We start from the raw sequence: 16,140 nt of genomic DNA on the forward strand, positions 1-16,140 counted from the left end.
TGGGAGCCATTTTTTTTGCATTTTGAAGATCAGACCAATTTTACTGAAAATAAAAAAAGCCATCAGCATTGTTGCCGATGGCTTTTTATTTAGGTCTAGCTAGAGGTTAGTTAACTTTTAGTACGGCGCCCCATTTGCTGTTGATTTTTAGATCTAAGGCTCCGTTTTTAGAGGTGTATGTTTTTTCGTTTAGCAAATCTTTTGCTTTATTTCCTCCTAACTTGATGTTGATGCTTTGTTTTTTAGAGGAGTTGTTGAGTATTACAATGGTTCTCTTGCCCTTGTAGATGCGTTCGAAAGCAAAAATATCTTTCTTATTGTCGGCTATTAGCGTTTTGTATGTGCCGAGCTGCAGCTCTGGATTGGAGTTACGGATAGCAATCATTTTTTTATAATGTGTTTGCAAATCCTTATTTATCTCCACCTTGTCAGGTGTGTGTGTGCTTCCATCTACTCCGTATACTTCGTTTGCGTATTTTATGTCTGGCCAAATCATTGGTTTACGGCAATCGGGGTCGTTACCTCCCCACATCCCGATTTCGTCGCCGTAGTAAACCATCGGAGCACCAACATATGTCATTTGCATTATCACGAATAGTTTTTGTAGCGCTAAATCGTTCGAGGTTGGTTTGCGGGTGCTGTATTTTGGATTTTGAGCTGCTTGAGATTTGCCAAAGTAGGTTCCCCAGTCGCGGAATTGTCCAACGCCCCTGTTTACTATATGCGATCCAATACGATTGGCGTCGTGGCTACCAAAGAGGTTTTGGGTGACGTAGGCTACGCCTTGTGGGTACATCTCTCGCATCTGTTTTAGTTTTGCATCGAACTGGGTAGCGTTGATGCGCATAGAATCGGGGTTGAAGAAGAATTCTGAGCAGGTGAATGCAAAGTTGTAGTTCATTTCTCCATCAAACTCATCGCCTTGCATGTAAGGTTTTACTTTTTCAGGCGTATCTACGATTTCGGCCGTGAGGTAGGCTTGAGGGTTGATCGCGCGAACTTCCTTTCTCCATTCCTTCCAAAACGGATGAGCAACGCAGTAAGCTACATCTAGCCTCCAGCCATCTATCCCGTTTTCAATTCCTTGATTTTTTGGATTCATCCAGCGATGGGTTGCTGCAAATACGTAGTCTCTTGGACCTTTTACAAGGCCATTTTCGTCTTCTCTAAGTTCTGGTAACGACTTCACGCCAAACCAACCAACATAGTCGAACTTTGTTCCTTTGGTGCTGTCGTCAAACGATTTTACGGTAAACCAGTCTTTGTAGGGCGATTTTTCTTGGTTTTTCTTTAAATCTTGAAACGCAAAACTATTTGCTCCAAGATGGTTGAAAACGCCATCGAATATGATGCGAATCCCCCGTTTGTGAGCCTCCTTAATTAGCTTAAGCGTGAGCTCATCAGCCTTAGTCCACACCCAGGTTGCAGGGTTAAGCGGATTTTCTGTGGCTATAAGCTTACGGTCACCCTCTGGGTCAGGGCCAAAGTTCGGATCAATATGGTGGTAGGACGCACCATCGTATTTATGATGAGACGGAGAAGCAAAGATAGGATTGAGGTAGATAGCGTTGAATCCCATATCCTTTATGTAGTTTAGCTTATCGATAACGCCTTGCAAGTCGCCTCCATAACGACGACGTAGGATGTGCTTCCAGAGTTCAGGCTCGCTGTTTGCCTTCTCGTAGGGTTGTTGCTCGTACCAATCGCTACCCCAAGGGTGAACCTGCCAGTGGGATGGTAGCTCTGAAGGATCTGCTCCCTTAATATCGTTTAGGGTTGGGTCGTTTGATGTATCTCCGTTGCGAAAGCGTTCGGGGAATATTTGGTACCATACGGCACTTTTTGCCCATTGTGGTACAAATTCCTTGGTGGCTGCAGGTTGCTGCGCAGAGGTTGCCTGTGCAAGCATTACCAGAAGAGCCGAAAATGAAAGATATGCCTTTTTCATCACTATTATAGTTTGGCTTATGCTGTAAACTTCTACAAGTATAGGTATAACAGTGCAACTGAGAAATGGGTTGTATAGGATATGGTATAAACGTAAGGGGAACTGTTGTGTAAAGCTATTTTGGAGGTATATAATGCGCTATTAGCAAAAACGGATGGCTTCAAAGAAACCATCCGTTTGTATAAGCTATTATGATAATCCTAGTGAGCTGCGCTAAGCTGCTCTTCTGGGTTATGCTTGTGCTTGAAGAATAATGCGAATAGAATGGCAATTGTTAGCGAGTAGATCGCAAATGTTAGCCAAATATGGTGCCAATCTTTCACCCCATCGTGGGTAAAATATTTGTCGATTAGATATCCGCTGGTGAGGCTACCAAATATGGCGCCAAAGCCGTTGGTCATCATCATAAATAGCCCCTGTGCGCTTGATCGGATAGAGGCGTCGGTGGTTGTTTCTACGAATAGCGAACCGGAAATGTTGAAGAAATCGAACGCCATACCGTATACAATACATGAAAGGATGATCATCCAGAGATTAGCCTGTGGGTCACCGTAAGCAAATAGGCCAAACCGGAGAACCCAAGCTAGCATGCTTATTAGCATTACGTTCTTGATTCCAAATCTTTTTAGGAAGAAGGGGATAGCAAGGATGAATAGCGTTTCGGATATTTGCGAGATAGACATGATGATGGTGGAGTACTTAACCACAAACGAGTCGGCATATTTTTCGATGTGCCTAAAATCGTCGAGGAACGTATCTCCGTAGGCGTTGGTTAGCTGTAGCGCTGCTCCCAAAAACATGGAGAAGATGAAGAATAGCGCCATTTTATAGTTGGCAAATAGCTTAAACGCATTGAGTCCAAACGTTTCTACCCACGATTTGCTGCTCATCTTATTGGGCTGAGGAGGACATTTGGGGAGCGTAAACGAAAAGAGGAATAGAACCACCGAGGCTGCTGCCGAAATGTAGAACTGCATTTCTGTAGCCTTGCTGCCTGATAGGTTAACCACCCACATAGCGACTATAAAACCAATAGTACCCCAAACTCGAATGGGAGGGAACGATTTAACTACATCGTAACCGTTGCTTTTAAGCGCATTGTAGGCAATAGAGTTGGATAGGGCAATGGTTGGCATGTAGAAAAACATCGCAAAAAGCATCACCAGAAAAAAACTCTCCGGATTACCAGTAAGGGTTAAGCCGAATATGAACATTCCGCTCAGCAGATGCACTACCCCGTAAAGCTTTTCGGCATTTATCCAGCGGTCGGCAATAATACCTATTAGGGCTGGCATAAATATCGAAGATATTCCCATGGTGGAGAATATGGCGCCAAATTCAGAACCACTCCACTGCTTTGTAGCAAACCAGTAGTTTGCAATGGTAATTAGCCATGCACCCCAAACAAAGAATTGGAGAAAGCTCATTACCGTCAAACGATTTTTTATTCCCATATAGATTGATTTCTTAATGATCGTAAAAACTGTAAAGGGGTGCTAAAATTAGTAAGAAAAAGTTCTCGACAATGGGGTGGCGAAAAAATTTATGTAAATAATTATTTGAAATGTGTAGATCATTACAAAATAAAAAAAGAGCCTCTATACGTGAGGCTCTTAGGTATGCTGTTCGTGAAAGGATTAGTTCTTTACGGTGATTGAAGGATCCCATGCAAAGTATCCGTATAAGGATTGGTTGCCGTCTCCATCTCTCTTGTAAAGGCCAAAGTGGCAGCTGTAAGCTTCATGACCAGGATTGTCTATTCTTGCTTCGGTACTCCAGAACGACTGATTGGTATATGTTGCAGGAACAAACGTTTTAGGAGTTGGCATAGCAGACATTTTGGTGTCAATAATATTTCTTACGTAATCGTCATCAAAGACATGATCGCCATTTAGGTACTTAATTTTGTAAAGAATTACGCTATTGTCAAAGTTGTTGGACTCTGAAACGGCGCTCCAATGAATAGGTTCTCCAACTTGTGCCTTAATTTCAAGATCCCCAGTACCAGATCCAACAACGGTTTGGCTTCTTGTGGCAACCATGTAGGCGTAGTTGTGCTCTATCCATGTAGGATTGTTAGGATCTTGACTTGGAGTCTTTTTGTCATTGATAATGGAATCTGTATCTATTATCATGTTGATAAATACAGTGTTTAACGAGCTATTTAATACGACTTGATCTAGCACCTCTTGAGTGCCTGTTTGATTGTTTTGTCCCATGTGTATACTACATCCAATAAATGCCTACTCTTTGGCTTTTCGGCTTCTGCCACCTCGTTTTTTGGGGAATGGGGCTAAACCCTCGCTGCAGCTGTTAGTATCATGATGATCAAATTTATGGGACCTTATTCGTAATGTCAATGTAGGAAGTAAACATTAGCTTGCAGTAAGTAGTAATTCACAAAGCGCACGTATTCAGCGGTCGATTAAGAAGGCGTTGTCCTTTTTATATAGATTAAGACTACGCTTTTTTTTATCAGGATATAAGGGCTAACTTTGTTCAAAATCGTGCTACAGTATTGTGTAGCGGGGGGGCTAGCCGTATAGCCTCGGCTTTTAGATAAATTTTAAAAACTCAATTTTATGAAAACGTTAAGAACAAATCTCGCTTTGGCCAAGGATGGCTTTGGCCCACAGGGCCATATTCGTTTGCTCATCAGCCAGCAATATTTCTAACTAAATTTTTTCATCATGACCAAATTAAGAAACAGCGAGGTAATTCCTGTTGCGGAATTGGCCTCTAAGCATTTACAAAGCGATATTAGCCATTTTAGGGCATTCTCAAGCTCGTTTACCAACGATTACGTTGCGAAGTTCAACCAGTCTATAGAAGAACTTCGACCTCAGGTTAACCCACCAGAGCTTAGCCTTAAGATTTTTGAACTCAAGAAAAAATACCATTCAACGCTTCATGAGATTAGAACGAAGCTAACTGCCATCGACGACATGTGCCTGCTGTACAAGAATAGGCTGGTTGTTCCGCGCGGACAATTCAGAATTTACGAGGTGCGTCGCGAGGTACGTAAAGAAAATATTAAAGGGGTGTATTCTGGATTAGAGGCCACTTTTATGGCCATTCGGAAGAACATGCTGAAGTTAGAAAGCGTTGGGTTTAATAATTTGCTTATCGAGGAGTTGGACGATTTGCGGAAGCAGCTGCTTTCGATAAGTAAGGAGCTGGATGGCTTAGTTGCTCAGCAAAAGGAACTCTTTGCGTCTAACCAAGAAAAGATATCACAGCTTCAGTCTCAAGTTTCTTTTATCAATAAGTATGGGAAGCTGGTGTTTCGGAATGCCGATCCTCAGAGGCGGGAGGTGTACACCATGGCTCATGCCATAAATGAGGTTCGCTCTCAGCAGCGGGCTATGCTTAAGTCCGAATAGCCGACATATTTCCAATCAACATAAGTTAAGTTAAGTAGAGCAGCTTTGCTTTGGTGCTCTACCGTAGCGCTATTTTTTGCTGGTAGTGTACAAGGCGCCATGGTGGCATCGGAGCATTGCTTGTAATGCTGTTTTCGAAGTGTATAGTGTGAGGGGAGGCTGCGTGAGCAACCTCCCTTTTTTATTAAAGCATGAAGGATTACTTAAATATCTCTCGGTTTAGGATTTTGCTGAATTTTTCGGCACCCGACGAATTCAGGTGGTCGTTGTCGTAAAAATCTGGTAGTGCAAACCGAGGGTCGGTAAAGTAGCTGAAGTAGCGGCAGTGATGCTTGCCGGTAATGTAGGCTTCCGCCTGACTATTTTTCTTCACGATGGTGCTATCTATGTGCCTATAGTAGGTGGGGAGGACAGGAGGCGTTATAATTATAGGTGTTATATTCCTTTTCTGGAGTTGGCTTATAAGACGCTCTAAGTCTCTTACGTTCTCGTTAAACCGCTTTACCTTGTAGCTTTGCGTATGAAATTCAGCCCTTTTACGTCCTAGGCTGTCGCTTATTCTTGTATTGGGATTGGCCGATGTAAGCCCAACGAAACCATTGGATTTAAATCCATCGACAAGGTTGGTTTGAAATCCATTTTCAAGGTACTTAAGCGACATCTGTGGAGTGTACAGAAAAAGTTTGCTGTATCTTTTGATGTCAACCTGATCGAGTTCAGGGTAAGAGATATCCCAAAATTGGGAGTAGTAGTAGTCTCTCCAGCTCTCTATTCCATCATGCATTTGGGTTCCCAACGAAAAGTAGGATAGGGTAATTACGACGTACTTCAGTTTCGGCATTTTGTCAACATGCGAGAGAGTTAACCGGGTATCGTAGAAAAGGGTTTGGCTAATGTTGCTAAGGTTAAAGCCTTTTAGGTCGAAGTAGTCGGGATTAATCCCGTAGGTGGCCTGCGACGATCCCAAGACCAGAACCTCAATCGACTTCATCTGCTTTTCCAGACATTCTTTTTTGTAGGTATAGCTGTTGTTTATTCGGCCTAGGCTATACTCCATGTACGAAAAAAAGATTACTAGCGGCAGTAGGAAGTATAGCGATCTTAAAAGAAACTTTTGCATTCTAGTAGGTCGTTAGAATTGGAAGTAGATAAATTGGCGATTCTCAAAAACGCCTAGGAAGATGATTGCGAGGATTACACCATAGTAAACAGCCCATCTAACGTATGCCGGTTTTTGAACAAAAATATCCGAAAGGCTTTTTTTGCTTTGCACGTAGTGTACCGTTTCGAGGAAAATAATGAGCAGTATGGATAGCGCAAAGTCGTTCTTCTTTAACCCCATGCTTTCGAGTACAGGTTGGTTGTTTATCAGCTGGTGCACCACATCTGGAATGCCCGTAAATATGTGCTTTACGATATAGAACGCGGAGTCGACGCTGTTGGCTCTAAAAAATATCCAAGCAAAGGCTACTAGGACAAAGGTGCTAATGGTAGATATGATAGGAACCTTATCTATGCGTAGCAGCTGGTTAAAGCGGTCTCTGTACTTTTGGGTTATTAGACCAAAAACAAGGTAAAAGCCATGTAGCGCTCCCCAAATTACGAAAGTCCAGTTTGCTCCATGCCATAGTCCGCTTACCAGAAATACGATGAACAGGTTAAGATACCAGCGAGGAACCGTCACGCGGTTTCCTCCTAGCGTGATGTAGAGGTAATCCTTAAACCAGGTGGATAGGGAGATGTGCCAGCGCTTCCAAAATTCGTGCACGCTTTTAGATTGGTACGGCTTGTCGAAGTTGGTCATTAACTTAAAGCCCATGATACGCGCAGCCCCTAAGGCCATGTCCGAATATCCCGAGAAGTCGCAGAAAATTTGGAAGGTAAAGAAGACGGTGGCTATGATAAGGCTTAAGCTATTATGCTGTTCGGGGTTGTTAAATACGGTGTCTACCGCAATGGCAAGCCTATCTGCAATAACCACTTTTTTGAACAAACCCCAAGCCATTAGGCGTAGGCCGCTCATTACCCTATCGTAGTCGAAGTCGTACTTTTCTCTAAACTGATGGAGCATATTTTGGGGACGCTCGATGGGGCCAGCAACCAGCTGCGGATAGAACATAACGTACAGCGAGTAGATCCCAAAATGTCGTTCGGCTTTTTGATGCCCTCTGTAAACCTCGATGGTGTAGCTCATAGCTTGGAAGGTGTGGAACGACAGCCCTACGGGTAGTAGTATGGATAGGTAGGGGATGGGGTTCGATGCTCCAAAGCCATGAAGCAGAAAGGAGAGGTTCTCGTTGATAAAGTTGTAGTACTTAAACACCGCCAGTACGCCAATATTGGCTACAAGGCTGGCAACTAAGAATAGCTTGCGCCGTTTCCCTTTACTCTTCTCTATAAAGATACCTGCAAAGTAGTCTATCACTATGGTGCCACCCAGTATAATAATGTAGATTGGGACAAAGGCCATGTAAAAGTAGCAGCTGCTGATGAGCAGCAGTAGCCATCTCCTATTATGGGGTAGGGCAAAGTATAGCGATGTAACAATGATGAAAAAGAGCAGGAAATGAAGCGAATTAAAGAGCATAAAACATTCTAGTTTCTGGTTGTTTCTTGTTTTAGTTTTTTGCGGAAGCTTATGCCGCAGGTAAATTAAATAGTTGTAGGAATGGTTTTCTGATAAATTTTGCGGGGCAAAAGTAGTAGATTTTTTGAGATATTTTTCAGCTGATGAAAACTCATTTTTGGCGTATTGCATTAGCCTATAATGAGAGAGAGGGGCATCTGTAGCGAATGCTCCTCTCTCCTTGTTTTAAAAGTACAACGAACAAGCTGCTGCTTTTTTCTGCTACATGGGCTCTACGATGCCTTAAGGTCGATTTTATCTTTTTAGGCTGTGGTCGTGCTGCTAGCTGGCGGCATAGTTGGCTACTACGTCGGCCTCCCTAAAATGCTGTATTTTGTAGGGGGCCTTCCCTTCTAAGAATGCTTTGATCTCTGCCATATCCTCCTCGCTGTGGAGCTTGGGGATTTGAGTCGTTCTAAATTCGTAGGGCACCCTGTTCTGTTTTAGTACCGTTATGGAGCGTAGCACATTCCGAAACACATCTTCGTTTATCGGTGTAATCTGCTGGTAGCGGTTGTGCTGCGGCACCGACTTTACGTCCATGGCAACATAGTCCACCAACCCATCGTTTATAAGCGACTCCAGTAGCGCTGGGTTGGTGCCGTTGGTATCGAGCTTTACGGGGAACCCCAGCTGCTTGATCTCCACAATAAATTGCCGAAGACCTGCGTGCATTGTCGGTTCGCCGCCGGTTACGACTACACCATCTAGCCAGCTTTTACGGCTGGCTAGGTAGCTCATTACCTCGGTGTAGGCGATGCGTTGTGCTTGCCTAATCAGCTTAGGTATTACCAGCGAGGGGTTGTGGCAGTAGCCACATCGGAAGTTGCAGCCTTGGGTAAAAACTACCGCGGTGAGCTTCCCTTCCCAGTCTATCAGGCTCTCCTTTTGTAGCCCTCCAATTCTGATGGCCTCCATGCTAGCTCGCTGTGGTGGTTTCAAAAAGCTTTCTGTCGGCAAACTCCTGCTGCTTGCCCAGGTTCCACTCGCTTACAGGGCGCATGTAGCCCACAATTCGGCTGTACACCTCGCTCTTGCTTCCGCATGTGGGGCACTCGAAATGCTCGCCTTGGAGGTAGCCATGCGAGGGGCAGATGCTAAAGGTGGGAGAGATGGTGATGTAGGGCAGCCGGTAGCCGCTGGTGATTTTCCTTACCAGATTTTTGGCCGCTGCAGCCGTCATACCGCTATCTCCGGTAAATAGGTGCAGTACGGTACCGCCGGTGTACAGCGTTTGCAGCTCGTCCTGATGGTTAAGCACCTCGAACATATCCGAGCTGTAGCCTACAGGCAGCTGGGTAGAGTTGGTATAGTAGGGTTCTGCGCCTTGCTGCTGCTGCTTATGGTTGGCCACCAGTATTTCGGGATGCAGGTTGACGTCCATCTTGGCGAAACGGTAGGCGGTACTCTCGGCAGGGGTTGCCTCTAGGTTGTAGATGCTGCCTGTTTGCTCCTGAAACTGCTCTAGCATGAGCCTCATAAAGTGCATTACCTGCTTGGAGAAGGCTAGCCCATCGGGATGCGCAATCCCTTTTCCGAGGAAGTTCAGGCAGCATTCGTTCATCCCGTTGATGCCGATGGTGGAGAAGTGGTTGCTCCAGTAGCAGCCAAACCGTTGGTGTATGTGGCGCAGGTAGTACTTCGAGTAGGGGTAAAGCCCATTCTCGGTATGGCGTTCAATCACCTTTCTCTTTATTTCGAGGCTCTCCTTGGCCAAGGTCATGTAGTACTCTAGGCGGTCGAAAAACTCCTCCTCGGTTTTCGACTCGTAGCCGATGCGCGGAAGGTTTAGCGTCACCACGCCCACCGAGCCGGTAAGCGGATTGGCGGCAAACAGCCCGCCACCACGGCGGTTAAGCTCCCGCTTGTCGAGGCGAAGGCGGCAGCACATGCTGCGCACGTCGTCGGGCTTCATGTCAGAGTTTACGAAGTTGGAGAAGTAGGGGATACCGTACTTGGCGGTCATCTCCCAGATGCCCTCGTACTCGCTGTTGTTCCAGTCAAAGTCGGGGGTGATGTTGTAGGTAGGTATGGGGAACGAGAAGAGGCTGCCCGCGGCATCGCCCTCGCTCATCACCTCGGCAAATGCCTTGTTAAGCATGGTTACCTCGTGCTGAAAGTCGCCATACACGCACTGCTGCAGCTCGCCAGCGTAGGCAACGGCCTCGTCCTTCAGGAATTCGGGCACCACCAAATCCATCGTTATGTTGGTAAATGGGGTTTGGAATCCTACCCGCGTAGGCACGTTGAGGTTAAAGAGAAACTCCTGTAGGGCCTGCTTCACCTGCGCGTAGTCGAGCTCGTCGAAACGGATGAAGGGCGCCAGCAGCGTGTCGAAGTTGGAGAAGGCCTGCGCGCCGGCGGCCTCGCCCTGCATGGTGTAGAAGAAGTTTACCACCTGCCCTAGGGCCGTTCTGAAGTGCTTTGCCGGCTTGCTCTGCGCCTTTCCGGTAACGCCTCTAAATCCAGTTAGCAGCAGATCCTTCAGGTCCCAGCCCACGCAGTATACGCTCAGGAACCCCAAATCGTGGATGTGCATGTAGCCCTGCTTGTGCGCGCCCGATACGCTCTCGGGGTAAAGCTTGTTGAGCCAGTACTGCGAGGTGATAACCGTAGAGATGTGCTGGTTGAGCCCCTGCAGCGAGTAGCCCGAGTTGGCGCTCTCCTTGATTCTCCAGTCCTGGAGGTTGAGGTACCCGTCCATCACCTCGATGTTGGTAAGCAGCTCCTTGGTGCTGCGCAGCTCCTCGTGCTTCTTACGGTAGAGCATAAAGGCCTTCAGCAGGTCGAACTCGCCATGCACAAACAGCGTTTTCTCGATGCAATCCTGCACCTGCTCCACGTGGGGAGTCTCCTTCTCGCACACCTCCACCAGCAGGCGGATGGCGCTTTGGCTGAGGTTGTACGCGTGCTTGGGGTTAACCTTGCCCGAGGAGCCCATCGCCTTAAGGATGGCATTCTCAATCTTACTTGCTTTAAAAGGAACCTGCTCGCCATTGCGCTTTACAATGGTCGTAAAGAGTAGATCACCATTCATACTTACATTTTTTTGAAAGTGGATAAATGGTAACTCGCGGGAAAATAAAAAGTACTTGGAAGTGCAAGTATTCTATCGCCTTTCACCCGAAAGCTACGAATGTTTGGTATCTGGCAGGTCTTCTGACTCGCTCCTCTATTGGTACCTTCCCATTCGTCCGAACAGTGGTGCATGCCAACGAGTATGATGGAGCTTACAGCTACGGGGATAGTCTTGGATTTTCACCAAATTCCCTATTAATCCATAGATGGAACCAAATACTAAGTAAAGGTAGGCAATAAGGTCCCCTCCGCGCCACCCCTACTGGTTGGAAGTTATGAACAATTGGCCGTTACGGTTCTGTGCGATTTCGTATTTGCCTGCTATGTCGTGCGTTATCCTGTTGATAATTTTTGTAATCGCGCTATTCGGCAGGTGGTATGGCGGGATTTGTGGGTTGATGTCGCCCGCCTAGGCCACAGCTGCTCGTCCCTTTTGGCAGCCTGTTTGCCCGTGGCTTTTGGTGTGGATGGATAGTTTTGGGGATGCCGTAGCCCGCAACCGAGATGCCACCCGATGCTCCTGCCGTTACCCTCCGGGTGGCGCCCATTCTTTTACTGACAAGTTGGCATGACTAATGCGTTCGGTCTGCTCACTTCTGTAGGAAAAATGGTCGCCAACGGCTCCGTGATCGTTTTTCCTGTAGGATTTGCCCTCCCGTAGTGCTCCGTGATCATTTTTCTTGTAGGATTTGCCCTCCCGTAGTGCTCCGTGATCGTTTTTCCTGTAGGATTTGCCTTCCCGTAGTGGTCCGTGATCGTTTTTCTTGTAGGATTTGTCATCCCGTACTAGTCCGTGATCATTTTTCTTGTAGGATTTGCCATCCCGTAGCACTACGTGATCATTTTTCCTGTAGAAGTGAGCTGAACGTACGGCTCCGTCACCTCACTTCTGTAGAAGTAAGCCAACCGTACGGCTCCGTCATCTCACTTCTGTAGAAGTAAGCCAACCGAACGGGTGGGGGACTCTCTTTTTTTATCCCGAAAAGCCGTAGAGACGCATTGTATGCGTCTCCGGTAATGCGGTTCCTTTAGTACGGTACTTCTTCTTTAGGGTATTCTAGGGCAATTCGTCGATCCCGGAAGGTGGCGTCCCTGCGGATTGAAGTGGCGCATTGCATGCGTCTTCGGTAATGGACAGCATAAAAAAGCCGCACATCAGCAGGGCTAATGTGCGGCTTCCATCATTGGCAGTGTTGGATAAATGCTGAGCTGTTTAGGTCGTCTCAGCAGGCTCTGTTCTATCTGTAGCTATCTTCTAAAGCGTAATTGGCGTACCGTGGTAGTAGTCTAGCAGCTTGGTTCGGAAAATGAACTCGTAGCGAGCCTGCGCCAGCTCCGATTGCGAGGTGGCCAGGCGCTTCTTGGTTTCGTTCATCTCAAACGAGGTCGATTTACCTGCGTTGAACTTCTCCTGCGCGTACTGGAAGGCTACGGTTGAGGCTTCCAGCGCCTGCTTGGCCGAGGTAAAGTTTTCTTTAGCCGAGAGCGCGTTGTAGTAGGCCTGCTGCATATCCTTAAAGAGCGTCTTCTTGGCGTTAACCAGGGCCAGCTTCTGCTGATCCTGCTCTATGCGGGCTAGGTTTACGTTGTTGCGGCTTTCGAATCGGTTAAATATGGGGATGTTTAGCTGCAGCCCAACCACCTTTTGCCCTTGGTTCTTGATTTGCGTGGCAAACGAGGTGTTGCTGGTGTTAAACACGTTGTAGTAGTTGTTGCCGTACGATGCCACCGCGCTTAGCGAGGGGTAGTAGGCCGCTTTGGCCATCCTGATGTACTCTTCGGATGCTTGTATGCGGTACTCGGCGGCCTTTACGGCTGGGCGAATGGCGTAGGCTTGCTCCACATTGCCCGACGAGAGGGCGGCTACGCCATCTCCGTTAATTGCAATGGCCTCGGCATTGGGTGTCTCCACGTCAAAACTTTCGATGGAGGGGAGCTCCAGCAGCTGTGCCAGGGTTAGCTGGGCTACCTTTAGGTCGCTATGCGCCTTGGTGAGCGAGTACTCCTCCTTGGCCAGCTGCGCCTTACTCTCAAACTCCTCCGAGCGGGGGAGGCGTCCTCCGGCTACCAGCTCCACGGTTTTTTGTACCTGCAGCTTGCCTTGGGCCACATTCTCCTCGGCTACCTTTACCAGCTCCTTGTTGTATAGCACCTGGAGGTAGGCTAGGGTTACCTGTATGGTAATGTCGTCGCCCATTTGGTTGATATCCTCCATGGCAGCCTTAAGCGACCACTCGGTGTACTTTACGCGGCTGTTGATGTAGCTGCCCTGGTAAATGGGGGCGTTGGCGCTAATCCCAAAGGTGGTGGTGGCGGTATTCTGGTTGAGGTAGGTGTTGTTTGCCCCAATCGACCTACCAAACGAAAAATTCTGGTTGAGGTTGGCTCCTAGGTTGGGCAGACGGCTGTTCTTAGCCGTGTTCGCCTGCACCTCGGCCGTTCGCATGTCGTTGGTACGGCGCTGCACATCTATGTTTTGCTTCTTGGCGTGGTCTATGCATTTGCTAAGGCTCCACTGCTCCTGTGCTTGGGTGGTGCCAGCCGCTACCAGGGCCAGCATCAGCGCTGCTATTTTTAGTTTCATCTGATATCTTTTTAGTAGGGTTAGATGCCCGCTGCACGGTATCGGTAGTGCTGCTACCTCTACCGCGCGGGTGCAGGCTTACTTCTTCTTATCGTCCTTCTTAATAAGGGCTCCCTTCAGCTTATCCTTTGCGGTTAATCCCGATACCACCTCTATGTTGATACCATCCGATAGCCCCAGCTTTACGGCCTTGCGGCTAAACTCCTGCTCCTTGCCATCCTTCTTTAGAAGGTTTACGTAGGCGGTATCCTTCACAAATTCTACCACGCTTTCGGGGATGTTGAGCACCCTGTCGCGCTTGTCGAGCACAATTTCGGCGTTGGCGCTGTAGCCTGCACGAACGTAGATGTTTTCGGGGATTTTGGTGGCTGCCTTAATCTCGAATAGGATGGCTCCATTTTCCTCTACGCCTTTAGGCGAGATGTACTCGAGGTTGGCCTCAAACTTTTTATCCTGTAATGCGCCCATGGTGATGGTAAGGGGCATGTTCTCCCTTATTTTACCCACCTCGGTCTCGTCTATCTTGCCCTTAAAAATCATGTCGCGCAGGTTGGCGATGCTGGCAATGGTGGTTCCCTCGTTAAAGTTGTTGGATTGGATTACCGAGTTTCCAACCTTTACCGGCACGTCTAGGATGGTTCCCGATACGGTTGCACGAATCTGGGTGGTGCTGTAGCTGGCCGACTTCTTGGAGATACCTTCGCGAATGATGTTCAGCGCGTCGATGGCATTTTCCTTGTCCTCCTTGGCCTTCTTTAGGCTAAACTGCGATTTCAGGAAGTCTTCCTTAGATACCACTCCCGAGTTGTATAGCTTATTTACGCGGTTGTAGTCGTCCTGCGCTTGGTCTAGGGTGATGTCGGCCTGGTTTACGCGGCTCTCGGCTTGGTTAATCTGCACCATTTCGGGGATAACTTTTACCTTGGCAATCACTTCGCCAGCGGTAATCTTCTCGCCAGCATGCTTGTATATTTCGGTGATGATACCCGATATCTGTGGCTTGATGAGCACCTCGTTGCGGGGTTCTATCTTCCCGGTTGCAATGGTTTTGCGCTCTATTTTCCCAATTTTAGGCGATACTATTTCGAATCGATCTTTGGCTGGGTTGGCCTTCTTCCAAAGGAATACAAACGTAGCAACTAGCAGAATAGCTATGAATGCTATGAAAAGGATGCGCTTTACTTTTTTCATTGTATTTAAATTTTTACTTGTTTCTTTTTCGGTTTACAAACGCTATTCGTCTCGCAGTGCGTCGATGGCCTTTATTTGAAGGGCCTTTCGGGCTGGCACCAGTCCTGCTAGCAAGCCTGCGCCTACCAGCACCACCATTGCCACAATGGCCAGGTCGAGACTAACCTGTGGGTTTACAAAAAATGCCGGGTCGTTGGGGTCTGCGGGTTGTGCCGAAATAAGCGTATCGACAATATTCATGACAAATACCCCAAAACTTAACCCTCCAATACCCGCAATGAGGGTAAGCACGGTGCTCTCGAGCATTATTTGGCTTAGGATGTTGAGCGGAGTTGCTCCAAGGGCGCGGCGTATGCCAATTTCTTGGGTTCGCTCGCGTATGGTTACCATCATGATGTTGCTTACGCCAACAACGCCTGCAAACAAGGTCCCAAAGCCTACAATGATAATTAGCACCTTAATGCCTAAAAAGAGGTTGGCAAACATCTTAAACTGGCGCTCGAGGTTGATGCCAGATACCGCATCGGGATCGGTGGGGGCTATGCTGTGCTCCTTTTTTAGAATGTCCTTAATCTTCTCCTCCACAACGGATATCTCGATGTTGGGCTTAGAGGTTACCGCCAAAAGGTGCACCTGGTCGCCATAGTTGTAGGCCAGCTGCATGGTGGTGAATGGTAGCACCACGCTTTGGTTCATCCTTCCGTTAATGTTGATTTGGGTTAGTGCTCGTACTACGCCAATTACGGTGTAGTAAATGCCGTTTACCTTAACGGTGGTTCCTATGGGGTTTTCTCCAATTCGGTAGAGGTCTTCGTACACCTTTTCGCCAAGTACCACTACCTTCCTTTTTTGGATAATGTCTATATCGTTGATGAATCGCCCGTATAGAATCTCTGGCTTATCAATTTTCGCGTAGTCGGGGTTCAACCCTTTGATGTTGTACGATCCCGACTTATCGCCGCGTATGGTATTCTTGGGTGTGCGGCTACCGCCAAAAAGCATTGGCGAAACCAGCTCCACTTCGGGAACCTTACTTTTGATAATCTCAATGTCGTTGGTCTTCATATTCCACGAGCGTCCTTTCCGGAACCCCTTGTAGGGTTCGGTGGTATTGTTGGCCCAGTAAAATATGGAGTTGGTTGCAAACCCTTTGATGCCATTCATGATACCGTTCTGCATGCCGTTGCCCGAGCCGTACATCACTACCAGCATGAAAATCCCCCAAAAAACGCCGAAGGCTGTAAGGGTGCTTCGCATCTTGTTGCGGGTGATGGTGTCCCATATCTCCTGCCATCTATCTAAATCGAACATAGCGGTTTCGTTTTTGGTG

At 47.4% G+C, this 16,140-nt stretch carries 11 protein-coding genes and 1 riboswitch; of the genes, 1 reads left to right on the forward strand and 10 read right to left on the reverse strand.

Annotation, left to right across the window (positions count from 1 at the left end; translation table 11 throughout):
* Positions 1-106: 106 nt before the first annotated feature.
* From L990_RS05370 to L990_RS05380, 3 genes are all read right to left on the reverse strand, one after another.
* The gene (locus L990_RS05370; protein ID WP_081981604.1) at positions 107-1,948 is read right to left on the reverse strand and encodes a glycoside hydrolase family 13 protein; all 1,842 of its coding nucleotides are present in this window, start codon (positions 1,946-1,948) and stop codon (positions 107-109) included.
* A gap of 200 nt (positions 1,949-2,148) precedes the next feature.
* On the reverse strand, positions 2,149-3,402 hold the full coding sequence (locus tag L990_RS05375) for a nucleoside permease (RefSeq protein ID WP_047446269.1): 1,254 nt from the start codon (positions 3,400-3,402) through the stop codon (positions 2,149-2,151).
* A 183-nt stretch (positions 3,403-3,585) separates the two neighbouring features.
* Positions 3,586-4,167 (reverse strand): inclusion body family protein, encoded by a 582-nt coding sequence (locus tag L990_RS05380; RefSeq protein ID WP_052180760.1) that lies wholly within the window; start codon positions 4,165-4,167, stop codon positions 3,586-3,588.
* A gap of 471 nt (positions 4,168-4,638) precedes the next feature.
* On the opposite strand from L990_RS05380, the gene L990_RS05385 reads away from it, so the two are divergent.
* Complete coding sequence (locus L990_RS05385; protein WP_047446270.1) at positions 4,639-5,331, forward strand: hypothetical protein; 693 nt, start codon at positions 4,639-4,641, stop codon at positions 5,329-5,331.
* Positions 5,332-5,530: 199 nt separating this feature from the next.
* On the opposite strand, the gene L990_RS05390 is transcribed toward L990_RS05385, so the two are convergent.
* The 7 genes from L990_RS05390 to L990_RS05425 form a co-directional block, all read right to left on the reverse strand.
* Positions 5,531-6,451: a hypothetical protein gene (locus tag L990_RS05390; protein ID WP_047446271.1), complete on the reverse strand. Its 921-nt coding sequence runs from the start codon at positions 6,449-6,451 to the stop codon at positions 5,531-5,533.
* A 12-nt stretch (positions 6,452-6,463) separates the two neighbouring features.
* Positions 6,464-7,918, reverse strand: a complete 1,455-nt coding sequence (locus L990_RS05395) for an MBOAT family O-acyltransferase (protein WP_047446378.1) — start codon at positions 7,916-7,918, stop codon at positions 6,464-6,466.
* A gap of 321 nt (positions 7,919-8,239) precedes the next feature.
* Complete coding sequence (locus L990_RS05400; protein ID WP_052180761.1) at positions 8,240-8,875, reverse strand: anaerobic ribonucleoside-triphosphate reductase activating protein; 636 nt, start codon at positions 8,873-8,875, stop codon at positions 8,240-8,242.
* A 1-nt stretch (position 8,876) separates the two neighbouring features.
* Positions 8,877-10,994 carry a ribonucleoside triphosphate reductase gene (locus tag L990_RS05405; RefSeq protein ID WP_047446272.1) on the reverse strand — a complete coding sequence of 706 codons (2,118 nt, stop codon included), beginning with the start codon at positions 10,992-10,994 and terminating at the stop codon, positions 8,877-8,879.
* A 94-nt stretch (positions 10,995-11,088) separates the two neighbouring features.
* Positions 11,089-11,267, reverse strand: a riboswitch (cobalamin riboswitch).
* A gap of 1,023 nt (positions 11,268-12,290) precedes the next feature.
* On the reverse strand, positions 12,291-13,619 hold the full coding sequence (locus L990_RS05415) for a TolC family protein (RefSeq protein ID WP_047446274.1): 1,329 nt from the start codon (positions 13,617-13,619) through the stop codon (positions 12,291-12,293).
* 78 nt (positions 13,620-13,697) lie between these two features.
* Positions 13,698-14,810, reverse strand: coding sequence for an efflux RND transporter periplasmic adaptor subunit (locus L990_RS05420; RefSeq protein WP_047446275.1), 1,113 nt, complete (start codon positions 14,808-14,810; stop codon positions 13,698-13,700).
* 42 nt (positions 14,811-14,852) lie between these two features.
* The gene (locus L990_RS05425) at positions 14,853-16,121 is read right to left on the reverse strand and encodes an ABC transporter permease (protein WP_047446277.1); all 1,269 of its coding nucleotides are present in this window, start codon (positions 16,119-16,121) and stop codon (positions 14,853-14,855) included.
* Positions 16,122-16,140 lie beyond the last annotated feature (19 nt).

The organism is Alistipes sp. ZOR0009 (assembly GCF_000798815.1).
GTDB lineage: Bacteria > Bacteroidota > Bacteroidia > Bacteroidales > ZOR0009 > Acetobacteroides.